The organism is Peptoniphilus rhinitidis 1-13, assembly GCF_000246925.1.
GTDB classification, from domain to species: domain Bacteria; phylum Bacillota; class Clostridia; order Tissierellales; family Peptoniphilaceae; genus Peptoniphilus_A; species Peptoniphilus_A lacydonensis.
This window is the reverse complement of sequence record NZ_BAEW01000015.1, coordinates 1-24,999: the sequence shown is the minus strand read 5'-3', so window position 1 is coordinate 24,999 and position 24,999 is coordinate 1. Positions and strand designations below refer to the sequence as shown.

Genomic DNA, 24,999 nt, shown 5'->3' with positions numbered 1-24,999 from the left:
CTAATTGTTCTTCTATAAAATTTAATATATAATACAACAGAGGTGTTTAATGAAGTTTTTAAATAATCGTATAGATAAAATCAAAGATAAAAAAGTTTTTACTTTCTTTGACAAATTGACATATAGAATATTAAACCACGACATTCTATCCTATGGTGCGAGTTTAACTTACTTTTTAGTTCTATCAGTATTTCCTTTTTTAATATCTCTTATTAACGCAATTAACTTCTCGGGAATACTCAATCTAAAATATATTTTTTCAATGCTAGAAGTCTTGCCAGCGGATATACAAAATACTGTAACAACCTTTCTTAAAGAATTACAAAATGCATCTTCAAGTTCATTTTTCACAATTTCATTTATAGCAGGTCTTTTTACTGCATCAACTGCAGTATTTAAGCTAATTAAAATAATAAATCTATCCTATGGATTTTCAGAAAAAAGAAATTTTTTCAAACTTAGATTCTTAGCTTTAATTTTTACCATATCTCTAATCATAATGTTTTTTATGCTTATATTTACGCAAATATTTGGAGAAATAATTTATAAAACTGTAATGAGTTATTTAGGTGCTGAAAGTGCAGTCTTTAACAAAATATGGAGCCTTGGTAAAAATGTAATCCCACTTGGCTATATGCTAATAATTTTTATGCTTTTATATAAATTTTCTCCTTCAGATAGCAAGGAACATATGATAACCTTTAAAGGAGTTCTCCCTGGAGCAGTATTCTCAACACTTGGAGTAATTATAGTTTCTATTGTATTTGGGTTTTATGTATCAAATTTCGGAAAATATTCCATAACATATGGATCTCTTGGTGGTATTATCGTATTTTTAGTTTGGTTATACTTATTATCTGTAATTATTTTAATAGGTGCAGAAATAAATTCCACAATTTATTCAATGAAATACTTTAAAACGCTAAATATTTGGCCAAGACATGACTCCATGTTTAAAAATATAAAAGACTAAGCAACTTCTGTGGCTGCAACAAGTGCAGTCACTTTTTTTATTCCATTTACCTTTGCAATTTTTGTCAGTTCCCTTAAAGTTGATCCTGTAGTTATGACATCATCTACAATAATAATTTCGTCTACTTTATTAAGTACTCCAAAGGAATTTTTTAAATTCTTTTCTCTATCCTTTTTAGTAAGTCCAACTTGAAATTTAGTATCCCTGGTTTTTATAAATATATCTTCACATTTCATATCCGTATTTTTTGCAATTTTTTCTGCCAACATTTTAGACTGATTAAACCCTCTTTGTGATTCTCTTATTTTATACATGGGTACGTAAGTTAAAACTTCTTTGGACAAATTTTTTTCCAAAAGTTTTTCAATCATAATTTCTGATATTATGTCTTTATAAGATAATTTTTCATAAAACTTAAACTGAATTATAAGTTTTTTCATTAGCCCAGAATAAGTCGAGGCAACTATTAATTCATCTAGCCCTTCTATATCATAATAATATCTTGGATTTCTATCAATTAATTCATCGCAGTCTTTGCACAGTCCATAAGTATTTACTTTCTTTCCGCAATTTGGGCAATTAAACTCTCTTATTTTCATTTGCCAACCTCAATTTCTTTGACAAATTTGAATATCTGTGTACAGTTTTATTATTTTCAATCATTTTTACCAAATATTCACTTTTTCCAACTAAAACCACTGCCTTTGTTGCCCTCGTAATTGCAGTGTATATTAAATTTCTCGTTTGAAGCATTGGCGCTGCACGAAATAATGGTATTACAACTACTGGAAATTCACTGCCCTGAGATTTATGAATAGTCATAGCATAGGCAAGAGTGAGTTCATCTAAATTTTCAGAATTATATTCTACACTCCTCACGTCATCAAAAATAACTGTAACTTTTTTATTTTCTCTGTCAATTTTTGAAATATAACCTAAATCTCCATTGAAAACACCTTTCTCTACATCTTCATAAAATTCATTTTCAACTTTTGACTCAAGCTCATAATTATTTTTAGTCTGAAGAACTCTGTCGCCCAATTTGAATTTTTTGCCTGCGAATTCTAAGTGTTCTTCACTTTTATTCAAATGTTCTTGTAAAACTTTATTCAAATTAATTGTACCATGATTTCCCTTTTTAGTTGGAGTTAAAACCTGCACATCAGATTCACTTACATTAAAATAATTTGGAAGTCTGCTCTTAACAAGGTCTTTTATAATCTCAAGTCCCTTTATCTCCCCTCTTTCAGAAATCATAAAAAAATCTCCAACATTTAAAATAGGCATCTTGCCATTGTTTATAAGATGGGCATTTTTTACTATCATAGATTTCTCAGACTGCCTAAAAATTTCTTCTAAATTTACAGATTTAATTGCCTTTGACTTTAAAATATCCGAAAGAACGTTTCCCGCTCCCACAGACGGAAGTTGGTCTTTATCGCCAACTAAAATAAGTCTTGTTGGGCTTTCAATAGACTTTAAAAGTGTTTCCATTAAAAGTATGTCCACCATACTAACCTCATCTACAATTAAAACATCACAATCAAGCTCTTCAATATCTGAAAAATCCATGTCGCCAGCAAACCCAATCTCCAAAAGTTTGTGAATCGTAAAAGCATCACGATCAGTCTGCTCTTTCATTCTCTTTGCTGCTCTTCCTGTTGGCGCAGCAAGTTTTATAACTTTATCCATGGACTCAAAAATATCTATTAAAACTTTAAGTGTCGTTGTCTTTCCTGTTCCTGGGCCCCCAGTTATAACAAAAACACCGCTATTTATGGATTCTTTTACGGCTCTTTTTTGAGAAGAAGAAAGTTCTATACCTCTAAACTTTTCAGTATCAGAAATTTTTTCATCAATTTCTATATCTTCATCAAAGGAAATATTTAAATCATTTAATTTTCCAGCAACATAATTTTCAGCAGCAAGATACCTCGCAATATAACAGTTATAATTCTCTCCATCTTTTTCAACAAAAAAATTTTTTTCAAGAGTTAAAGCCCTTGCAATCTCATCGGCATTTTCAAATTCTAAATTTAAAATTTTCTCAGAAACCTCTATAAGTTTATCCAAGGGTAAATAAGTATGTCCATCTCGATTTGCAAGTAAAAGTGTGTACTTTAGTCCAGCAATTTTTCTAGAATAAGAATTCTTATCTATGCCAATAGTTTGCGCAATTTCATCTACTTTTTTAAAACCAAGTCCCTTCACTTTTCCTATTAAATCATAGGGATTTTTCATCACTACATCTATGGAGTTATCTCCATATTCCTTATATATTTTTAAAATTGCAGAAGTAGAAAGATTATATTGTGAAAAATGTAAAAATATTTTTCGCATAGCATATTGCTTATCCAAAGCTTCTTTTATATCTCTATACTTTTTCTTGCCAATACCTTCAACAGAAAGGAGCTTTTCAGGATTCTTTTCTATAACTTCTAGGGTTTCGTCCTTAAACTTATCTACAATCCTCTTAGCCATTTTCTCGCCAATATGAGGTATCATTGAACTTGAAAGATAATTTATTATTGCAGCATCACCCTCTGGAGATATTTCTTCTAAACTTGTAAAAGAAAATTGTTCACCATATTTGTTGTGATATGTAAAATCTCCAATAAATTTATAATGAAAATTATTTTTAAAAATCGCCGCACTGCCAACAATTACAAAATCTCCATCTTCTGAATTTATTTTCGCAACAGTATAGCCATTTTCTTCATTTCTAAAAATTATTCTTTCCACAATTCCTTCAAGAGTAATCAACTAAAACACCTCTTCAATATTGTATCAATAATTCACAATTAAATACAGAAAATAATTTTGACGCTTTTTTCAAAATAAGTTTTAAAAACTTAAAAATTTTTTATGCATTAAAAGCTAAAAAAAAGAGGCCAACGCCTCTTTCTAAAAATTTTAATAAAAGTCATCATCAGACTTTCTCTTTTGTCTTTCATATTCTTTTCTGTAATCTCCTTTGGGAGAATAAAATTCTTCGCCATAATCATCTTTTATAGAATCTTTCCCAGAAGGTTCCTTAGGTATTATAATAGCAAGAATAATATACGCCCAAATACTAAGTCCACCTGGGACAATTAACAAAAATGCAAGAACTCTTACAATAGTTGAATCTATTCCAAAATACTCTGCAATACCTCCACAAACTCCTGCAAATATTCTGTCCTCTCTAGACCTATAAAGCTTTTTCATTTCGCACTTCCTTTGTATCGATAAAATATTAAAACTATTATTTAATAAATTTCTACCCAGAATAAATCTTTTTATTCAACACTTGCTAGTAGCTCTCCACTTTCAACCATGTCACCTTCTCGAACAAAAACATTGTTAATCTTCCCATCTACATTAGCAACAATATTTGTTTCCATTTTCATAGCTTCCGCTATAAATAATTTATCCCCTTTTTTAACACTGTCACCTTCAGAAACTAAAACTTTTACAATTTTTCCCGGAATAGATGACCCAATTTCTTTTTCATTTTTTGGATCTGCATAAATCTTTTCATCTTTATCATTTTCGAAATCTTTTACAGTTTTATCTTTTATGTTTACAGTTCTTCTTGATCCATTTATTTCAAAAGTTAAATTTCTAGTTCCATCATCTAAAAGTTTTCCTATTTCAATTAAAGTAACTATTAAAGTTTTTCCCTCTTCAATAGAAATCTCTGCCGTTTCCCCTTCCATAAGTCCATGGAAAAATACATCAGATCCAACTCTAGAAACTTCACCATTTTCCTTTATATAATCAATATAATCATCAAATACTTTTGGGTAAAGTGCAGATGAAATCAAATCTTCTTCGCTTGGTTCAATCCCCTTTTCTTCCAAATGTATTTTTATTTTGTCAAAATCCTCGTCCTCCAAAAGTTCGCCTGGGCGAACTGTAACTTCCTTTTCTCCTTTTAAAATCATTTCTTGGAGATCCTTAGGAAATCCTCCATAAGGTTGTCCCATCATTCCTCTAAAATAAGTCATCACAGAATCTGGATAATCGAGATTCTTTCCTTTTTCTAAAATATTTTCTGGAGTTAAGTCATTTTGCACCATGAAAATTGCAAAGTCGCCCACCATTTTTGATGAAGGTGTTACTTTTACAATATCCCCTACCATTTCATTTACACTCTTGTACATTTCTTTTACATCTTTAAACTTGTGTCCAAGGCCAAAACTTTCAACCTGTGGTTTTAAATTTGAATACTGTCCTCCAGGAATTTCATATTTATAAATTTCTGTAGTTCCAGATTTTAAATCAGATTCAAAGTTTTCATAAACTGGTCTTACTGCTGCCCAATATTTTGAGATTTCTTCAGCTTTATCTAAGTCAATTTTTGTATCTCTATTAGTGTTTTTAAGTGCAGCTACAACAGAGTTAAGAGCAGGTTGAGAAGTAAGTCCACTCATAGAGTTTACCGCTGTGTCGACAATATCAACTCCAGCTTCTGTCGCTTGTAAAATTGTAGCAACACCATTTCCAGTAGTATCATGAGTGTGAAGGTGAATTGGCACACCAACTTCTTCTTTTAAATTCTTAATTAATTTTTTTGCTGCATAAGGTTTTAAAAGTCCAGACATATCTTTTATTCCAATAATTTGTGCCCCTGTCCTTTCAAGTTCTTTTGCCAAGTCCACATAATATTTTATAGAATACTTGTCCTTCTTTTCATCTAAAATATCTCCAGTATAACACATTGTAGCTTCTGCTATTTTTCCATTTTTAAGAACTTCATCAATGGAAAGTTGCATGCCTGGAAGCCAGTTAAGTGAATCAAAAATTCTAAATAAATCAATTCCATTTTTTGAAGATTCTTTTATAAATTTCACTACAACATTATCAGGATAATTTTTGTAACCAACAGTGTTGTTTCCACGAATTAACATTTGTAAAAGCATATTTGGCATTTTGTCACGCAAAATTTTAAGCCTTTCCCATGGGTCTTCATGTAAAAATCTGTAAGCTACATCAAAAGTTGCTCCGCCCCACATTTCAACAGAAAAAAGTTCTCCCATGTTATAATTTAAAGCTTCTGCAATTTTAACTAAATCCACTGTCCTCATTCTCGTAGCCATAAGTGATTGATGTGCATCACGCATAGTGGTATCTGTCAATAGAAGTTTCTCTTCTTGTAAAATATAATTCTTTAAACCATCTGCACCAAGCTTGTCAAAAATTTGCTTGTATCCTTCAAATTCTTTTTTCTCAAATTTTGGAACTTGTGGAACATCAAAATTTTTCTTTAAAACTTTTTTGTCATTTACAATTTTCTCTCCAAGCATCTTCATAATCCTAAGCTCTTTATCCCTAGAGTTTTCTATCTCAAATAATTCCGGATGCTCTTCTATAAATCCAGTTTCACAAGTTCCTTTTTTAAATTCTTCTGTATTTAAAACATTTAATAAAAATCCAATATTTGTCTTAACTCCACCTACTTTTAACTCGGAAAGAGATCTCTTTGCTTTTCTAATAGTGTCTTCCCAAGTTCTCGCTTCTGTAATGACCTTAACGAGAAGTGAATCATAGTATGGAGAAATAACTGCACCTGTAAATCCATTTCCACCATCAAGTCTTACTCCAAACCCAGAAGACGATCTGTATAAATTAATTTGTCCAGTGTCTGGCATAAAATTATTTAGAGGGTCTTCAGTCGTCACACGACACTGGATAGAAAAGCCTCTGTGTACTATTTCATCTTGGCTCTTTATTCCAACTTCGTCACTTGAAAGTTTATAACCTTCTGCTATTAAAATTTGTGACTGAACAATATCTATATCAGTGCACATTTCCGTTACAGTGTGTTCAACTTGAATACGAGGATTAACTTCTATGAAAAAGTGATCGCCCTTTGAATCAACTAAAAATTCAACAGTACCTGCATTTGAATATCCAATAGATTTTGCAATTTTTAGTGCGTCTTCACAAATTTCTTCTCTAAGAGATTTTGGAAGTGAAAAAGCAGGTGTGTATTCAATTACTTTTTGATGTCTTCTTTGAATAGAACAATCTCTTTCATAAAGATGAACTACATTTCCAAATTCGTCACCCAAAATTTGAACTTCAATATGCTTTGGCTTGTCAAGATATTTTTCGATAAACATGGAATCATCACCAAAGGCTTTTTTGGCTTCATTCTTTGCAGACTGAAACTTTTCCAAAAGTTCATCTTCACTTTCAGCAATTCTCATTCCTCTTCCACCGCCGCCTGCAGCAGCCTTAATCATAACTGGATATCCACATGATTTTGCAAATAAAATAGCATCCTCTTCACTCTTTATTGGCTTTTCAATTCCAGGAATTGTTGCAACACCTGCTTCTTTTGCAACGATTTTAGACGTTATTTTATCTCCAAGTTTTTCCATAACTTCTGATCTTGGTCCAATAAAAGCAATCCCTTCTTCTTCGCATTTTCGTGCAAATTCAGGATTTTCAGATAAAAAACCATATCCAGGATGAATCGCATCTACACCTTTTTTCTTAGCAAGACTTATGATTTCATCAATATCAAGATAGGCATCAAGAGGAGATTTGCCTTTGCCAATTAAATAAGACTCGTCTGCCTTAGTTCTAAAAAGTGAAAGTCTGTCTTCTTCAGAATAAATTGCAACTGAACGAATCCCCATTTCTCTTGCTGCTCTAAATATTCTAATTGCAATTTCTCCACGATTCGCTACTAAAATTCTCTTAAACTTTTTCATGTTTTCCTCCCTTTTAGTTTTCCATATTATACATCAAATATGAAGTAAAGTGTAGAATGAATGGATAATAAAGATTTTTTATAAATTTGTATACATAATTAGCCACCCATACACATAAAAAGCATTTCTAATGTACAATGTAATAAAACAAAAATACAAATGAGTACCCATTAAGATGTAAGATAACAATAACAGGCTCTTAATATCTCTAGGGGAGTAAATCTCTAACAGATATTTTTATGTGAAAAAAATTATCAAAATTACGCTAAATTAAATAATATAAGTTAATACCCTAATCTTTTATGACGATTACATCTACTTATTTTTTATTATACTAACAACAACTAATATTGTACTTTATAATCTTAATCTAAAAATTTAATTAGCATATCCATACTTGCAATACAATGATTAGTTATAATATACTTTTCAAAATTATACATCCGTAGTTTTAAAATAATCATTTTAAACTACTTTAATTCAATAATTTTTGATACAATCTTTTCCGTCTCTTTACTTAAATTATGAGTTATCATAAGCACTGTTAACTCTTGATTCTCAAACAAATACTTTTCTATATATTTTGCATTATATTTATCTATATTACATAAGCCTTCGTCTATAATTAATACAGTCTCTTTATGATATAAAGCTCTTGCAATTGCTATTCTTTGAATTTCTCCTTTTGAGAACGATATATTATCACTATCTACTTCTGTATTTTCTTTAAGAGGTAATGATTCTATAACACTATGTAGTCTACCTATCTTTATAATTTCATTAAATAAGTTTTTATCATACTCTTTATCCAAAATAATATTATCTTTAATAGTTCCTAGAAACATATAAGGGTCTTGAGATATATATGAAATGCCCTTATCCAAGTTTAAATCTTTATAATCTATATCATCCCAAAAAATATCTCCTTTATAATTCTCTAAAGAACCAAAAATTATATTTAGTAAAGTTTTTTTCCCTACTCCACTTTTCCCAGAGATGATATACTTTCCACCTGCATTAAATATAATATCTGGAAATTTAATTTGTTCATTACCATAATTATAAGATAAATTTTTCAGTTTTATAGATTCTCTTAAAATTATCTTATCCTTTGGATTCGCTTTTTCCATTAGACTGTACTTCTTTAACAAAAAATTAGATGATATCGCTTCAGCATAACTCTCTCCAAACTCATCCAATGAATTAAATAATTGTCCAGATATACTCACAACTGAAATAATTGATCCTAAAGACACTTTCCCTTTGTAAGATAAAATACCAGTTATTACTAATATAATAATCTGACTAAATATATTCATAATACTCACAATAAAATTGGACTTCGTTATGCATTTCGTCTGTTCAACTTTAGCTTTCTTAATCAAATCCGAATACTTTTCACTAATATTATAAAGCATATTTTCTGCTCTAAAATGCTTTAACACTTTGCTTCCTTTTAGCCAAATTGTTATATTTCTTTGCAATGATTCATTAGCAAAAGAAACTTCATCAGTAGTTTTTTTATTCTATCTTCAAAAAGTTTAGGAATTTTAATCATCACAATACCTAAAATTGTTGATACTATAAATATAATATAGTGGAATTTGATAAGCGCAAGTGTTACAAAAATAATGGTACTTAATATAGAAAAAAATTTTAATAACGAACCAAGACTCTTCTCTGTTAATATAATGTCATTAGTCATCATATTTATGTATTTAGAAAAGTCAACAATCCCTTCATTGTTATTTAAGTCATCACAAACTCTTCCTACACTTAGGGTTCGTGATTTTTTAGAAAGTAACTGTAAAAATATTTGTTCCTTTATGTTAGCGTAATTTCTGAAAAAAACTGATATTGTCCAAAAAATGTAACTATTATTAAATAATTAATGAAGGAGAACACATTGCCCTCGATAAGCCTATCTACACTTGTAGCTAGCTGCAATGCAGCCACTATATCCATAGCTGGATATAGTATATATAAAATTACCAAAAAAACAAACTTTTTTTACCTCTATTTGCAATAAATCTGTAATTTTCATAATATTCAAGCCTTTTAAATTTGCCTATCCACCATTTTAGTTTTCTCTGTCTTCAACAAACAAACTATTACAGTAATAACAATACATATTATAATAAAAAATATATTTAAATATAGACACACTTTGATTGGAAGATTTGCTCCTATAGTAATTTCATTTATACTAAATTCCTTGGTAAATTTAACCAACATTATAGAAATTACCATAATTATCATAATATTGGCGGAAAAAATAGTAGCCAGAATTTCTACTAAATTTTCTAGAATTATTTCCCCTCTAGTAAAGCCCATTCTAAATAATAATTTAAAATCATCTTCTTTAAAAGAAATTAAAGATATTATATTTTGAGCAATAATTACCAACGCTAAAATCATACAAGGGAAATAAAGAAATTTTATTGTTGTAAATTCATGATCAGAAAAATTCTTTAAGTATTCGTTTACATCTTCTGAACCTGTCAAAACTCTTGAACTTGGTAAAATTTTTTTAACTTTCTTTTCTAATTCAGCCTTTCCAATGCTTGAGTTACTCATATATAACTTGTTATCAATCTTTTCAAGTCCTTGCAAGAATTCATTTGAATTATAGTCAATATATATTTTCGGCAATAACAGGTAAGGCACAGATTTAAAAACTGCTACCACATTATATGTCTTCTCTTCTCCATTATAATATGTAATTTTTATTTCATCTCCAAGTTCATAATCATTACTTGCACCAATCTTATTTTTAGATATATTATCTATACTTCCTGCCTCGAGGTCTAAATTAACCATAAGACTCTTATCATTAATGTAATTAACTCCTACATAATGATCATCTTCTGCAGCATCATAATAGCTTAAGGTGTTTGTAATTATTAAATCTTGTGTACCCTTAATCTCTAATAGCTTTTCTTGAGCATAAGCATCTATTTTTGTTGGATTTATAATGGCATATATCCCTTCTCCCATTTTCTTATTTTGAGCATTATACTCTCTATTCATCCTTACTACACTTGCCTCTGAAAAAAGTGCAAAAATCGAAGGTATTATAACTGCTAAAAGAATGGGTGTGGCAAGCGAAAGATTTTTTTGTGTATTCATTAAAACTCGACCTCTACAATAAGAAGCTAATGCCGAATTTTTTAACACCAAGACTTTTGCTATTAAACTAGAAAATTTCGGAATCAATATAGGGGCCACAATTATAACAAGAGCTATCGCTAAAGCTCCAACTCCTTGAATATCTATTATAGTCCCTGTTTCTACTGGCTTAATTAAAGTATAATATAGAAATATGAAAAATAATATTAAACCAATAATAGCTCTTAGAATAATATTTCTCTTGCTAAGAGTTGCTATCTCGTTTGATTTAATAAATAGATCTATAGGTCTTGTCTTTATAACATTTATGCTTGCTGTTAAACTTGCTATAATAACCATAACAAAAATAGCTAATAAACTTATTACGCTAGATTGTAATCCTGGTCTTAGATTAACCATTAAAAGACTATCATATCCTGGCTTGAAAATAAAATAAAAGAAAAACTTTACATAAGCTTTTATAAAAAATCTAGACAAAAATATTCCAAGAACCGAAGCTATAATATTTAAAATTAAAGTTCTAAATAAAAGAATTTCAATAATCTCTTTATTATTTAGACTATTAAGTTTTAAAAGAGCCCAATCTTTATCTTCCTGCTTTATTGAAAAATAAATTGTCCCTACTAAAAGTAAAAACCCAAAAAATAAAATCATTAAAAATTGAAGTTGAGATCCATTCACTAAGTCTCCAAGTATAAGATTATTTTTTTTTCTATTAAATGTAGAAAAAATTAAATCATTATTTGGGTTTAATGTAGCCAAATACCACGCAGATGTTAAACTTAGAGTTATAGAGATTAAGGTCATAGATAAAAACATCCATAAGTTAACTAGCTTATTTTTCCAAATCATCCTTATAGCAATTTTTACTTTCATCTTAATCTTTCCCTCCTAATTTCTTGTTTTCTTCAAGATCTGTAAAAATTTCTAAAATCTCTCCGATGCTTGGCTTATTAATTTCTTGACTAATCTGACCATCAAGCAAAAATAGTACTCTGTCCATTTGAATCGCTACGTTAGGGTCGTGTGTTACAACTATAGTGCTTGTACCTATATCATTCAGCTTTTTCATTTCCTCCAAAACATTGTAAGAAGAATTGGTATCAAGTGCCCCTGTAGGTTCGTCTGCAAAAATAAGGTCTGGTTTAAATAAAAGAGCCCTGGCTATGGCAACTTTTTGTCGTTGACCACCAGACAATTCTGCTGGATAAGACTTCTCTTTACCACTTAAATTTAACAGATTCAAAGTTTCTTCTAATTCTTTTATATTTAGTCTTTTTTTGATAAGACTATTTTTCAGCTCAATGTTTTCTTCTACATTTAAGACAGGAATTAAGTTAATATCTTGAAATATAAAGTCAAAATTTTTTCTATACAGTTCATTTAACTCTCTTGCGGAAAGCGACCTAATATCTTTGTTTAAAAATAAAATCTCCCCTCTACTAGCCCTTATCATACCACATAAACAATAAAGAAGTGTTGACTTCCCTGAACCAGAAGGACCCATAATCGCTATTGACTCAGACTTTTTTAATGATAAAGATATGTCTTTTAAAATATAGTTACTTCCATCAAAAGTATGGTAAAGGTTTTTTACTTTAATAACCTCCATAAAATCATCTCCAATTTTAAAGAAATAAGACCACCAAAATTATAATTAACTTAAAGGCGGTCTTATTATTTAATAGTTTCTTTCATTATTTAGGACTAACTTTAAGCAATTGCTATTTGGCTTATAGCATTGAAACTACTGTTTTAACCAGATTTTCTAGAAACTACTTTACTTTCGTTAGCCTTCATTTCTTGTAGTTTAAGTATTTTATTTGACATTGCATTTCACCTCCCATTATAACCACCTCGGCTCAAAAACCTACTGCGTACAAACTTCATGAAACCATGAAGAATAGTCTAACAATCCTATGTATTAAAATTATGATTTTAAAATATAGGATTGTTAGAATCTATATCAAAACTCATATATGTATCCCATTTATATATATCATATTTAGGCAATACAAAAGGTTCCTCTGCCTTTTGTATTTTTGTGAAAAAATCATTAACATCGTGCATATAATCTAAATATCTAAAGTCCATGATATCCACAGTTACAACCTCTACCTTGTATTCAATTTTAATTACTACTCTTTATTTTGATAATATTATTTCGCTTAATATTTGTCAAGAATTATTTTAAATTTATAGAAAATTATAAATAAAGATTTTTTAGATACATTTTTACAATTTATTGCAAACAAAAAGACCCTGTTTCCAAGGTCTTTGTAAAAATAATATAAAATTATCTTTTTGAGAATTGAGGAGAACGTCTTGCTTTTTTAAGCCCGTATTTCTTTCTTTCCTTCATTCTCGGATCTCTTGTCAAGAATCCTGCTTTTTTAAGAACTGATCTGTATTCAGGATCAACTTCAAGAAGTGCTCTTGCAACACCATGTCTAACAGCACCAGCTTGTCCTGAATATCCACCTCCAACTACTTTGACAATTACATCAAAAGATGACTCGGTATCAGTAAGTTCAAGTGGTTCTTTTGCAACTGTTCTTAGAGTTTCATAATCAAAATATTCTTCAATATCTTTTCCATTAATTGTAAATTTTCCATTGCCAGGTAGAAGTCTAACTTGAGCGATGGATTTTTTTCTTCTTCCAGTACCTCTGTATTGTATAGTATCCATTCTTACCTCCAATTAAATTTCATAAACTTCAGGTGATTGAGCAGCATGTGGATGTTCACTACCTGCATAAACTTTTAGTTTTTTAATCATCTTTCTGCCAAGTCTATTCTTAGGAAGCATTCCCTTAACAGCAAGTTCAATAACTTTTTCAGGTCTTTTTTCCATCATTTCAGAATAAACAATTTCTTTTCTTCCGCCTGGATATCCAGTGTGATATGCATGAATCTTTTGATTCATTTTGTTACCTGTCAATACAACTTTGTCTGCATTAATTACAATAACATAGTCCCCACAGTCCACATGTGGTGTATAGATAGGTTTTTTCTTTCCTCTTAATATACTTGCAATTTCAGATGCTACTCTACCAAGTACTTTTCCTTCAGCATCAATTACATACCATTTTCTTTCAACTTCATTTGCTTTAGCCATGTAGCTTTTCAATGAATTTTCCTCCTAAATAGTTTAAAAATTATTCCGGGGCTTTTTAAACATGACCTATATTTTAGACTAGAAAGCCTCTCTTGTCAATATTTATGGGGAATTTTTTATAAATTTATTAGTTTTATTTTTATAAAACTTCTCTTTCTTTTGCTATATTCTCATTTTCAAGAGGAGTTTTATAAATTGAATCCTTTTTGAATTTTTCAATTTGTTTTTTAACTCTGTTTACAGATGCAACAGTACCAACTCCAGCTATACAACCCCCAGGGCAAGCCATTCCTTCAAGGAGGTATCCATCCAACTTGCCAGCCTTTGCAATTTTTAGCATCTTCATACATTCAGAAAGAGTGTGTGCCCCTTGAATGTGGATTTCTCTATCTGGTTCCATTTTTTCTGCAACAACCTTAACAGATTCGGCAACACCACCAGCAATTGGATATCCTCTACCTAGCGCAGAGCCGTCTTCAACATCTTCTTCAATTTTTATTTCTGAAGGTTCAACATTCTTTGCTACGAACATTCCCATTAACTCTTCAAAAGTAATCACAAAGTCTACATCACTTTTTACTTTTGTATCAATCGCTTCTAACTTTTTTGAAGTACAAGGGCCAATAAATACAACTACCGCATCTGGGTCTTGCTCTTTTATGTGATTTGCAGTATATCTCATTGGAGATCCTGAATCTGAAACCTGTTCAAAAAATTCTGGGAACTCATTTCTAATCATAAGAGTCCAAGAAAAACAACAGCTTGTACCCATAAAAGGTATATCTTCTGGCACTCTCTCTAGGTATTCCTTTGCTTCGTGAAGAGTCGTAAGGTCTGCTCCAAGTGCAACTTCGATTACATCTTCAAATCCAAGTTGTTTTATGGCTTCTATTATTTGCTCAGCACTTGTGTTTGCACCAAATTGTCCTACATATGAAGGTGCTATGGCTCCATAAACTTTTTTGCCCGATTTAATTGCCTTTATAAGTTGAAAAATTTGTGTTTTGTCAGATATTGCTCCGAAAGGGCAAACTGTAATACATCTTCCACATGCCACGCATTTATCATGGTCTATTTCTGCTCTCCCATATTCATCTGATGAAATTGCATTTACTCCACAGGCAGCTGCACATGGTCTTTCATATTTTACAATTGCATTATATGGACAGGCTTCTTCACATCTGCCACATCTTACACATTTTTCTTTATCAATTATAGTCCTATCTTTTCCCATTGAAATTGCATTTACTGGGCACACATTTATACACGGATGTGCAATACATTTCCTACAATTATCAGTAGTATAAAAAGATTTTGTTGGGCAAGATTCACAGCCAAATTTTATAACATTTATAAGTGGTTTTTGATAAGCATTAGTATCTATATCAACTTCATCAAACCCATCAGTAACTTTTTTAAAAACTCCTATCTCTCTAACATCAAGGCCCATTGCAAGTCTAAGCCTTTCATCTACAACTGCTCTTTCTCTAAATATATCATTTCTATACTTTGCAACTTCTCCAGGCACAATTCTATAACTGGAATCCTCAAGAGCAGAAATATCTAAATCATTATAAGCAATTCTTGCAACTTCTGCAAAAACTTTTCTTCTTATGTCAACAAGTGTTCCATAAATTTCTTTCATTTTTTCCCTCTATCTCAAATTCTCAGTTTGCTAATAATTTTTGCACTCACTTCTTGAGCAGTCGCTTTTAGCATTATCTCGTCATCTACAATTACAACAGGTGATGCTTCATTTTTGTGAATTTTGCAATAATCTAAACAATGTGCAAACTCAATTTCTAAATTCTCAGCTGAGCAAAGTTCTGAATCTGGTCCACATAAATGCTCTTGCAAATATTCCACAGCATCGTATATAGCGTTAGCCCCCATAAGGGTACATCTAGCACCCATACAAATAGTAACTTTCATATATCCTCCCTCTTCTTCACTAAACCTAATGATAGTTTAACATTTAACAATTTATTCTTCAATCTTCATTATAATTAATTTAAATAATTCTATTAATTAATGTTACAATATAAATGAGGTGTTGAATGGAAATTCTAAAAGCATTGAAAAATATTGAGTTATTTAAAAATCTAAATGATTGTGAATTAAATGAAATTAAAAAATTTATGTCTGATATAAAATATTATCCAAGCAGAACTACAATATTTAACGTTGGGGACAAAATTAATAATTTTGGAATTCTATTAAGTGGTCAAATTGAACTTGCAATTGATGATGACTTTGGCAATAAAACTATACTTTCAAAATTATCTGCACCAGCACTTTTTGCAGAATCAGTGCTTATACAAAATATAGAAGAAATTCCTCTTTCTGTTGAAAGCACTGTGTATACAGAAGTGATTTTCTTTGACTACAATTCCTTTAAAGAAAGTTCATCAATTTCAAAAGAAAAAGTCAACGACAATTTAATAAAAATCTTGGCAAATAAAAATTTATTTATGCGCGACAAATTAAATCTATTATCTCTTCCATCTACTCGAGCAAAAATTTTATACTTTCTATCTAATGAATCTAGAAAAAATCATTCAAAATATTTCACAATTGACTTTAATATTACAGAACTTGCACAATTTTTAAATTTAAATCGTTCTTCTCTTTCAAGAGAACTTTCAAAACTGAAAAAGGAAGGTCTTATTGACTACGACAACAAAACCTTCCGCATTTTATAGTTAATTTATTTTCTATTTTGATGTGCTATTCTTGCAGATGCCGCTGCAGCTATTGCTGCCACTAAATCATCTGCAAAAGTAGTAACTCTTTCTTCCTTTTTCTTTTCATCTAAATCTTTTATAATTCCAATTTTTTTCTTATCAAGATATCCAAAATTTGTAAGCCCAATGGTTCCATACATATTTATAATGCCAAGAGTTAAAATTTCATCAACTCCATAAAGCCCTTCATCATCATATATAATTGATTGGATAGGCTCTGGAAGCTTTCCTTCATTTGCCAAATCATCTAAGGCAAGTCCTGTAAGTATTGCATGAATTGCTTCTCTTTTTCTGATTACGCTCTCAACACTTTCAAGGCATCTTTCCAAACTCAAATTTTCAATATACTCCCCTTGAAGAACTTGAACAAGTTTTGCTATTTCAATTAATTCAACTCCAAAATCTTCGAGTCTTTTTACAGTTTCATTATAAAGCTCTTCACTATCGTATTTATAAATACTTCCCTTCACAAATCCTCCTATTTAATATTTCTTCTTCTACTTCTAACTCTACTTCTTCTAATAATTCTTGCTCTGGAAATTTTTATGCTAAAGCCATAAATAATACCAGGTATAAGTGCAGCTACTAAAAGACTAAATCCATTGTACTTAATTCCCAAAACTTTTATTGAATAAACTTCTGGCATAAGAAAAAACTCAAGGGGAAACTTCCAATAACTTCCACCCACAGAAGTGCTGAAAATTTTTGTCCCAAGTCCCAAAAATCCAAGTCCAAACAATATAAGACCAATTAAAATAATTAAATTGCCAGCAAAAAAATCCAAACTTTTTGCATTTCTCTTAGAAAGTAATTTTCCAAAATTAAAATACAAAACAAAAATTACAGCTACTACAATTAGTTTGAAAAAAATATTTCCATAAACCAATCTTCTAACAGAATCACTTAAATTTATGAGAGCTGCCAAAAGAAAAGTTATAAAAACTATCAAAATGTGAAAAATTAAACCTCGTGTGTTATTCCTCATGTCAACCCCTAGTCTTTAATATATTCCTTGGCACTGTCAGTGTAATTCAATTTCATATTTTCATCTACCCAAATAATTGCTGAATTAGTTTTTTTTGCCAAACTTTCTATTTCTTCATTGGAAGAATTAAAAGCAGCTGTTGACAAAAAATCACACAATCCCGAATCTTTATTTATAACCGTAACTGACTTTAATCTCCTAGATGGTTTTAAAGTATCCGGATCTATAATATGGCAATACCTAGTTCCATCAACTTCAAAATATCTTTGATAATCACCACTTGTGACAGCAGAAGTATCCTTTAACTTCATCGTTAGAAGAATAGAATTTTCATTTTCTAAATCAGGATTTTGAATTCCAATACTAAAAAATTCACGTCCATCTCCAGGACTTCCTATTATCCTAACATTTCCCCCAGCAGATATTATCCCAGAAGTAACTCCTCTTTCTTCCAATTCTCTTGCCACAATTTCAGTTGCATAACCCTTAGCAGTAGCACCAAGATCGAGCTTCATACCCTCTTTTTCGAGATAAACTTCTTTTTTTTCTTCATCAAGCTTTATATTATTAATATTTGTAAGAGCACGCAATCTTTCTAATTCACTATTCTTTGGAAGAGTAGATCCCTTTATTTCTTTCACTTCAGAAGCAGTTTTTCCACTTTCATATAATTCTCTATAACTATTCCAAAGTTCAGTCACTGGTCCGATAGCAACATCTGTATTGTGTGAAATAATATTATTATCATCAATAGAATTCTTTATTAAATTAAATAAAACATCACCAACTACAACACCCTTAATACCAGCATTGTCATTTATAGTTTTTACATTTGTTATCCCATCATAGTTTTTATAATTATCAAAAAGTTTGTGAAGTTCTTCAAATCTCTTTTTAGTATATTGCAAATTCTTCTCTGCGAAATCTTTATCATCAGAATAAATTGCAACATCTACAACAGTGTCAAAAGTTTCATAAAATTCCAAATCATATTTTTCAATATTCCCAGAAACTTTAGACCCACTATCTTTAGCATTATTACTACTAATATTTACATTATTTCCATTTTTAATTTTCTGATTATTGTTTTTATTGCAACCTGTAAAAATTAAAATGCTACACATAATCACAATTAAAAAGTTTTTCCTCATAATATCACCTCTTACATGATACCATTTAGAGATATCTCTTTACAATAGAGGATTCATACCAATTAATTTTAAAATTCGCTTTAACACAACTAAATTTTTTCACATTTCATTAAAAATAAAAAGAGGTCACAAATAAATGCAACCTCTCAAAATTTACAATTTTTAAAAGAAAATTAAATTTCAGCTTTAATTTTCTTTTCTCTTTCAATTGATTCAATTAATTTTGGAACAACTGCGTTAATATCACCAACTACACCAAGATCAGCTATTTCAAAAATTGCTGCTTCTGGGTCTTTATTAACTGCTATGATAAGATCAGAATCTTCCATACCTGCAACGTGTTGGATTGCTCCAGAGATACCCATTGCAAAATAAAGTTCTGGTCTTACAGTTTTACCAGTTTGTCCAACTTGGTGATCTTTTGTAATCCAACCAGAGTCAACTGATGCTCTTGATGCAGAAATTTCTGCTTCCAATGTATCAGCAAGTTCTTGAAGTGGTTTAAATCCTTCTGGTCCACCAATTCCACGTCCACCTGATACTAAAATTTTTGCTTCTGTAATATCTTTCTTTTGAGATTCTTGTTTAGAAATTTCTTTTATTTCTACATTCATATCAGAGTCATCAAATTCAACTTTAAATTCTTCAATTTCACCTTTTCTTGAACCATCAGAATCAAGTGCTTGCATAACTCCTGGTCTAACTGTTGCCATTTGTGGTCTAAAGTCTTCGCAAAGAATTGTTGCCATTAGATTACCACCAAAAGCAGGTCTTGTCATCATTAGGTTTTTAGATTCTTCATCTATTTCAAGTTTTGTACAGTCAGCAGTAAGCCCTGTGTGAATTCTTGCTGCAAGTCTTGGAGCAAGGTCACGACCTATTGATGACGCACCGTAAATTACGATTTCAGGATCTTTTTCTTTTATGATTTGTGTAATTGCTTTTGCATATGGTTCTGTAACATATTCTTTAAGCATTTCATCTTCTACTACAATAACTTTATCTGCTCCGTGTTTTATAAGAATTTCTGCATGATCTTTTACTTTTTCGCCAAGTAACATTGCAACAACATTTTGTCCTAGAGCATCGGCAAGTTCTCTTGCCTTTCCTAAAAGTTCTATTCCAACTTTTTCAAGTTGATTATCTCTTTGTTCTATAAATACAAATACATCTTTACTCATTTTTAAACCCCCAATTAGATAATATACTTTTCTTGAAGTTTAGCAACGATAGCTTGAGCTGCTTCATCTGCAGTAAGGTCTGTTAAAAGAACTCCTTTACCTTTACCTTGTTTAGGGAAAGATTTTTTAACTTTTGTAGGTGATCCCTTGAGTCCTATGTTTGCCATATCTAACTTGTCTTTAATATCTTCAAGTCCCCAAACTTTGATTTCTTTTTGATAAGCTTCAAAAACCTTACCAATTGTCATATATCTAGGTTCAGCTAATTCTGCAATAGCAGTAATTAAGCATGGGAATTTAACATCTATAATGTGATATCTGTCTTCAAATTGTCTTTTTACAGTAACACCTTTCTTATCGTCGTCAAGTTTTAGTTCTTCAACATAAGAAACTTGTGGAACTCCAAGATGTTCTGCAATTTGTGGCCCAACTTGTGCAGTATCTCCATCAATTGCTTGTCTACCACAAACAACAATATCAAAATCAATATGTTGTAAAGCAGCAGTAATTGTGCATGAAGTTGCCCAAGTATCAGCTCCACCAAAAGCTCTATCACTTACAAGAATTGCTTCGTCTGCTCCCATTGCAAGTGCTTCTCTTAATGCCATTTCAGCTTGTGGAGGTCCCATTGATACTACAGTTACTTTCACATCATCAGGATTTTCATCTTTAAGTCTTAGAGCAATTTCAAGACCTGATTTATCATCAGGGTTAATTATACTTGGAACACCTTCTCTAATAAGAGTGTTTGTAACAGGGTCAAGTCTAACTTCATTAGTGTCAGGTACTTGTTTAATACATACTAATATATTCATCTATAATACTCCTTCCGATTATTTAACGCCCATCCAGCCAGATACAACCATCTTCATTACTTCAGATGTACCTTCATAAATTTCAGTAATCTTAGCATCTCTCATCATTCTTTCAATTGGATAGTCACGAGTGTAACCATAACCACCGAATAATTGAAGACATCTTCTAGTTATATCGCTAGCTGCGTCAGCTGCAAATAATTTAGCCATAGCTGCATAATGTCCATAAGCTTCCCCATGGTATTTTGCATCAGCTGCTCTATAAACTAAAAGTTGAGCTGCTTCTGCTGTAGATTTCATATCTGCAAGTTCAAATTGAGTATTTTGGAATTGAGAAATTCTTCTTCCAAATTGTTTTCTTTCAGAAGTGTATTTAACAGTTTCGTCAATTGCACCTTCAGCAATACCTAGAGCTTGTGATGCAATACCAATTCTTCCTCCATCAAGAGTTTTCATTGCAAGCGCAAATCCTTTTCCTTCTCTTCCAAGAAGATTTTCCTTTGGTATTCTACAATCTTCAAAAATAAGTTCGCAAGTAGAAGATCCTCTAATACCCATCTTATCTTCTGGTTCACCAACAGTAAATCCTGGAGTTCCTCTTTCAACTATGAAAGCAGAAATTCCTCTTGTTCCTTTAGTTCTGTCAGTCATTGCAATTATAACAAATACATCAGCAAATCCTGCATTTGTTATAAAAATCTTAGAACCATTAAGTACATATTCATCACCATCAAGTACAGCAGTTGTTCTTTGTCCACTTGCATCAGTACCAGCACCTGGTTCAGTAAGTCCAAAGGCACCAATCTTTTTACCTGCTAATAAATCTGGTAAATATTTTTTCTTTTGTTCTTCTGTACCATTTTCATAAATTGGAGCACAACAAAGTGAAGTGTGAGCAGATACAATTACACCAGTAGTTGCACATTTTTTTGAAAGTTCTTCAACTGCCATTGAATAAGCTAAATAATCTGCACCTTGTCCACCATATTCTTTTGGAAATGGTATTCCGAAGAAACCATATTTGGCCATTTTTTTAACATTTTCCATAGGAACTTCTTCTGTTGCATCAACATCAGCAGCAACAGGTTCTACTTCAGTTTCAGCAAATGCACGATACATTTGTTGTAACAATAGATGTTCCTTGTCCATTCTAAAATCCATTTAAAATCCCCCTAACAATTATTCTAAAGAATGTTATTTAATTAACATACCACTGTTTCCATTATATCATTATGCGTTAGTTTTTCAAGCTTTCTTTTGTCAAAAAACTTTAATTAACCTTGTCTTAGCAATATTTTAAACTTGCAATTATAGTAAAATTTTATAAACAAATCATTCTTTATTACTTAAATTTTTGATTTTATTTAACTAAAAGTATTTAAACTTTTATAGATTTATAAATTACTTTTTTAATCTGCCATTTTTTCTTTTCTAAACTTTCTGAAAACATTTTTTAATTTCATATATCAAAGAAAATATTTTCATTAAATAAACTCTAGCATAATATAATAAAATTTCACCAAAATAAAAAGGCGGTCAACCCGCCTAATATTAAATATCTGCCTTAACAACAAGAACAGACTTTTTAGAATGATTTATAACTTTATTTGAAACAGATCCAAGAAGCGTTCTTGAAAAAGCACCAAGACCTCTGTTTCCCATTATAATAAAATCAACATCTTTTTCATCTGCAAACTTACAAATTTGTTCTCCAGGATTTCCTGAAGTGTAAAAAGTTTCTACATTAAAAGGATATCCACTTAAATCTGTTTCCGCGTTATTTAAAATCATTTCTGCTCTTTCAACATTTGCCTTGTCTATTTCAAGTGTGAAATTAAAATTAGCAGGATATTGTTCAAACACAGATGTTTCTGGAGTAACCGTCAAGATTAAAAGATCGGCTTCTAATTTTTCTCCCATCTCTCTTGCTACGTCAATAGACTTTTTTGAACTTTTTGATCCATCAATTGGCACTAATATCTTCATCTTTACCTCCTGTATTTTTTTATTATACATTTCGACACAATTATTATACCCTAAAAAATAAACTTTTAAAATATTATAGTAATTCTTTACAAAGATAAATTGCCTTCATTTTAAAAAATACAAAAATTGTTGACAAATATAAAAATAAGATTTACTATCGAACATTCCCTTTGTGCCAATGAGCTTAATTGATATAACTCTTTTATTTAAAACTAGAAAGAGATATGAATTTAAAAATTTACACATCTATGTGTTCTTTAGCTTTTTATTTTATGTCTCAGTAATTCTTTTTAAGAAAATAAATCCTGCTATTGCTATGTTAATGATGCCAAAAACTATAATGTATGTCTTAATTGTAATTAAACTGTATAAAATAATCATTATAAAAGCGGCAAGGTTTCCCCTGCCGCCTTAATTAGACCTTAGTCCATCATAATTTAATTTTAAAAGTTTATTTTAAACTTATTTCCAAACACTTGAATCTCCAGATTTAGAAGCTTTGTGTCCATTAGAAGCATCTAGAATTTCATAATATGCCCAGTGGCTCTTAGATACATCTGTAAATTTCTTTAGTGAACTTTCATTTACATCTGAAAGAGAACTTGATTTAGTATTTCTGCCAAATACTGAATTAAGAATTGTTACAGCTTCTGCTCTTGTTAGTTTTTGATCTGGCTTGAAAGTGCCATCTTTATAACCACTCACAATTTTATTTCCATAAAGTTCATTTATTGCATCAGATGCCCAGTGACCCTTTACATCTTTGAAAGAACCAGTTCCTGGATAACCATCTTTAACAAATACAGAAATCATTTGTGCAAATTCTGCTCTCGTAATGGAATTATTTGGTTTAAATGTATTGTCAGAATATCCCTTTATAAATCCTTTGGATACTGCAAAATTAATTTCATCAGAATACCAAGCGTCATTTGCATCTTTAAAGTCTGTCTTAGAATTCTTTGGAACTTCTTTTCCATCATTTACAAGTGTTACAAACATTCTAACAGCTTCTGCTCTTGTAACTTCTTTTTCAGGTTTAAACGTTCCATCAGGAAATCCTGCAATATAGCCAACTTGTTTTTCTGCATCAGTATCTACTGATGTACCTTCAACTTTGTATTCAGCAGTCTTTGCAACCTTATCAGATTCTTTTGATTCAACTTTAATAGTTTCGCCAGCTTTTAGTTCTCTATTTAAAGTGACATTGTATATACCAGTGTCACCTGCAGTTGCACTACCAAGTTTAACCCCGTTTAAATCATAAATAGTTACATCTGCATTTGCCCCTGCATTACCTCTTACATATTTTGCTCCAGCACTAACTGTGTTTATAGTAGGAATAATTGAATATCCATTATTTGTGCTGTATTTGCTACCATATACATAATATTCTAAACTTCTTGAAGTAGAAATAGAAGGGCTGTCCCATGTTACTCTGAAATATCCATCACTATCAGTTGTGTCGCTTCCAAGATAATCATCTCCGTCATATACATATACTCTCGTATTTGTATATCCTTTTAAATATCCCTTTGTTGAATATTTAGTTCTTGATATATCTGTTGGATAAACTCTTTTGTCATAATCATCTTTGTAATATCTGTCGAATCTATCATATCTGTAATTTCTGCCATTTGAATAGTATCCATCTAATTCATACTTATCTGATTCATAACCACTTTTTTCTGCCTTTAGATATCCATCATAATATCTTCTAGAACGTCTACTTCTAGATGGTCTATAATCTGTCCAATATTTTTTACCATTTCTATAATAATACCAACTATCACCATCTCTGTAATAACGGTATCCATTATAATAATAGTCATCGTCATCATCATATCCATAGTCATAACCTATATATATGTCAAAATATCCATCTTCATCTGTTGTAGTAGACTTTCCTGTCTTATCTCCATCATAATCATAAAGAGTAACTGTAGCTCCTTCGACAGCGTCGCCATCAGAAGTTACCTCTCCATAAAATCTTCCATTTCTTATGTGTCTTTCAGAAATAGAAAGCTCTCTTGAAACTGGTTCAGAAGATTCTTCTTTTTCCCATTTTGCAGTTAAAACTTTGTCAGTTGTAATAGCTCTATCAAAATCAAATTTGGTATCCCCATCATACCAACCTTTGAACTTATATCCTTTTTTTGTTGGTGCTGCTGGAGTTTTTGCAGTCTTTCCTTTTTCAATTGTTTGAACTGCTATTT

The 24,999-nt window shown here is 30.7% G+C and carries 23 protein-coding genes; 3 read left to right on the top strand and 20 right to left on the bottom strand.

The genetic code is table 11. The features are described from left to right. The first annotated feature begins 49 nt into the window (after positions 1 to 49). The gene (locus tag RH95_RS07710) at positions 50 to 973 is read left to right on the top strand and encodes a YihY/virulence factor BrkB family protein (protein WP_010247574.1); all 924 of its coding nucleotides are present in this window, start codon (positions 50 to 52) and stop codon (positions 971 to 973) included. On the opposite strand, the gene RH95_RS07705 is transcribed toward RH95_RS07710, so the two are convergent. The 5 genes from RH95_RS07705 to RH95_RS07685 all read right to left on the bottom strand — a co-directional run bounded on the left by RH95_RS07705 (position 970) and on the right by RH95_RS07685 (position 9,122). Then, positions 970 to 1,572, bottom strand: a complete 603-nt coding sequence (locus RH95_RS07705) for a ComF family protein (protein WP_010247572.1) — start codon at positions 1,570 to 1,572, stop codon at positions 970 to 972. The two genes, RH95_RS07710 and RH95_RS07705, sit on opposite strands and share 4 nt — an antisense overlap. Further along, positions 1,553 to 3,736 carry an SF1B family DNA helicase RecD2 gene (gene recD2 / locus RH95_RS07700; RefSeq protein WP_010247568.1) on the bottom strand — a complete coding sequence of 728 codons (2,184 nt, stop codon included), beginning with the start codon at positions 3,734 to 3,736 and terminating at the stop codon, positions 1,553 to 1,555. The genes RH95_RS07705 and recD2 overlap by 20 nt, the downstream gene beginning before the upstream one ends. Positions 3,737 to 3,886: 150 nt before the next feature. Next, positions 3,887 to 4,180: a PspC domain-containing protein gene (locus RH95_RS07695; protein WP_010247565.1), complete on the bottom strand. Its 294-nt coding sequence runs from the start codon at positions 4,178 to 4,180 to the stop codon at positions 3,887 to 3,889. Between the two features lie 71 nt (positions 4,181 to 4,251). Then, positions 4,252 to 7,677, bottom strand: a complete 3,426-nt coding sequence (locus RH95_RS07690; RefSeq protein ID WP_010247563.1) for a pyruvate carboxylase — start codon at positions 7,675 to 7,677, stop codon at positions 4,252 to 4,254. Between the two features lie 470 nt (positions 7,678 to 8,147). After that, the gene (locus RH95_RS07685) at positions 8,148 to 9,122 is read right to left on the bottom strand and encodes an ATP-binding cassette domain-containing protein (RefSeq protein ID WP_010247561.1); all 975 of its coding nucleotides are present in this window, start codon (positions 9,120 to 9,122) and stop codon (positions 8,148 to 8,150) included. 186 nt (positions 9,123 to 9,308) lie between these two features. Here RH95_RS07685 and RH95_RS09580 point away from each other — a divergent pair, with 186 nt between their 5' ends. Further along, positions 9,309 to 9,515, top strand: a complete 207-nt coding sequence (locus RH95_RS09580) for a hypothetical protein (RefSeq protein WP_158309969.1) — start codon at positions 9,309 to 9,311, stop codon at positions 9,513 to 9,515. Positions 9,516 to 9,735: 220 nt separating this feature from the next. Here RH95_RS09580 and RH95_RS07675 read toward each other — a convergent pair whose 3' ends face one another. The 7 genes from RH95_RS07675 to RH95_RS07650 all read right to left on the bottom strand — a co-directional run bounded on the left by RH95_RS07675 (position 9,736) and on the right by RH95_RS07650 (position 15,886). Then, a complete protein-coding gene (locus RH95_RS07675) occupies positions 9,736 to 11,682 on the bottom strand; it encodes an FtsX-like permease family protein (RefSeq protein ID WP_010247559.1) in 1,947 nt (648 codons plus the stop codon). A gap of 1 nt (position 11,683) precedes the next feature. After that, entirely contained in the window at positions 11,684 to 12,418 is a 735-nt protein-coding gene (locus RH95_RS07670; RefSeq protein ID WP_010247557.1) for an ABC transporter ATP-binding protein, read from the bottom strand. A 326-nt stretch (positions 12,419 to 12,744) separates the two neighbouring features. Continuing rightward, positions 12,745 to 12,900 carry a hypothetical protein gene (locus RH95_RS09575; RefSeq protein WP_158309968.1) on the bottom strand — a complete coding sequence of 52 codons (156 nt, stop codon included), beginning with the start codon at positions 12,898 to 12,900 and terminating at the stop codon, positions 12,745 to 12,747. A gap of 202 nt (positions 12,901 to 13,102) precedes the next feature. Beyond that, positions 13,103 to 13,495, bottom strand: coding sequence for a 30S ribosomal protein S9 (rpsI, locus tag RH95_RS07665; RefSeq protein WP_010247555.1), 393 nt, complete (start codon positions 13,493 to 13,495; stop codon positions 13,103 to 13,105). A gap of 12 nt (positions 13,496 to 13,507) precedes the next feature. Further along, positions 13,508 to 13,936 (bottom strand): 50S ribosomal protein L13, encoded by a 429-nt coding sequence (gene rplM, locus RH95_RS07660; RefSeq protein WP_010247554.1) that lies wholly within the window; start codon positions 13,934 to 13,936, stop codon positions 13,508 to 13,510. 127 nt (positions 13,937 to 14,063) lie between these two features. Continuing rightward, a complete protein-coding gene (locus RH95_RS07655; RefSeq protein ID WP_010247552.1) occupies positions 14,064 to 15,569 on the bottom strand; it encodes a 4Fe-4S dicluster domain-containing protein in 1,506 nt (501 codons plus the stop codon). A gap of 14 nt (positions 15,570 to 15,583) precedes the next feature. Next, on the bottom strand, positions 15,584 to 15,886 hold the full coding sequence (locus tag RH95_RS07650; protein ID WP_267888189.1) for an NAD(P)H-dependent oxidoreductase subunit E: 303 nt from the start codon (positions 15,884 to 15,886) through the stop codon (positions 15,584 to 15,586). 95 nt (positions 15,887 to 15,981) lie between these two features. Here RH95_RS07650 and RH95_RS07645 point away from each other — a divergent pair, with 95 nt between their 5' ends. Further along, positions 15,982 to 16,626, top strand: a complete 645-nt coding sequence (locus RH95_RS07645; protein ID WP_010247547.1) for a Crp/Fnr family transcriptional regulator — start codon at positions 15,982 to 15,984, stop codon at positions 16,624 to 16,626. Positions 16,627 to 16,631: 5 nt separating this feature from the next. Here the strand turns inward: RH95_RS07645 and RH95_RS07640 are convergent, their stop codons facing one another. The 8 genes from RH95_RS07640 to RH95_RS07605 form a co-directional block, all read right to left on the bottom strand. Beyond that, complete coding sequence (locus RH95_RS07640) at positions 16,632 to 17,138, bottom strand: phosphatidylglycerophosphatase A family protein (protein WP_010247545.1); 507 nt, start codon at positions 17,136 to 17,138, stop codon at positions 16,632 to 16,634. An 8-nt stretch (positions 17,139 to 17,146) separates the two neighbouring features. Continuing rightward, positions 17,147 to 17,653, bottom strand: coding sequence for a hypothetical protein (locus RH95_RS07635; RefSeq protein ID WP_010247543.1), 507 nt, complete (start codon positions 17,651 to 17,653; stop codon positions 17,147 to 17,149). An 8-nt stretch (positions 17,654 to 17,661) separates the two neighbouring features. After that, on the bottom strand, positions 17,662 to 18,804 hold the full coding sequence (locus RH95_RS07630; RefSeq protein ID WP_010247541.1) for an FAD:protein FMN transferase: 1,143 nt from the start codon (positions 18,802 to 18,804) through the stop codon (positions 17,662 to 17,664). A gap of 173 nt (positions 18,805 to 18,977) precedes the next feature. Next, positions 18,978 to 19,985: an electron transfer flavoprotein subunit alpha/FixB family protein gene (locus RH95_RS07625; RefSeq protein WP_010247539.1), complete on the bottom strand. Its 1,008-nt coding sequence runs from the start codon at positions 19,983 to 19,985 to the stop codon at positions 18,978 to 18,980. Positions 19,986 to 19,999: 14 nt separating this feature from the next. Continuing rightward, positions 20,000 to 20,800 (bottom strand): electron transfer flavoprotein subunit beta/FixA family protein, encoded by an 801-nt coding sequence (locus RH95_RS07620; protein ID WP_010247537.1) that lies wholly within the window; start codon positions 20,798 to 20,800, stop codon positions 20,000 to 20,002. 18 nt (positions 20,801 to 20,818) lie between these two features. Beyond that, positions 20,819 to 21,961 (bottom strand): acyl-CoA dehydrogenase, encoded by a 1,143-nt coding sequence (locus RH95_RS07615; protein WP_010247535.1) that lies wholly within the window; start codon positions 21,959 to 21,961, stop codon positions 20,819 to 20,821. Between the two features lie 390 nt (positions 21,962 to 22,351). After that, positions 22,352 to 22,786, bottom strand: coding sequence for a universal stress protein (locus RH95_RS07610; protein ID WP_010247534.1), 435 nt, complete (start codon positions 22,784 to 22,786; stop codon positions 22,352 to 22,354). Positions 22,787 to 23,248: 462 nt separating this feature from the next. After that, positions 23,249 to 24,999 (bottom strand): S-layer homology domain-containing protein (locus RH95_RS07605; RefSeq protein ID WP_010247532.1); only part of this gene is annotated, 1,751 nt, incomplete at its 5' end.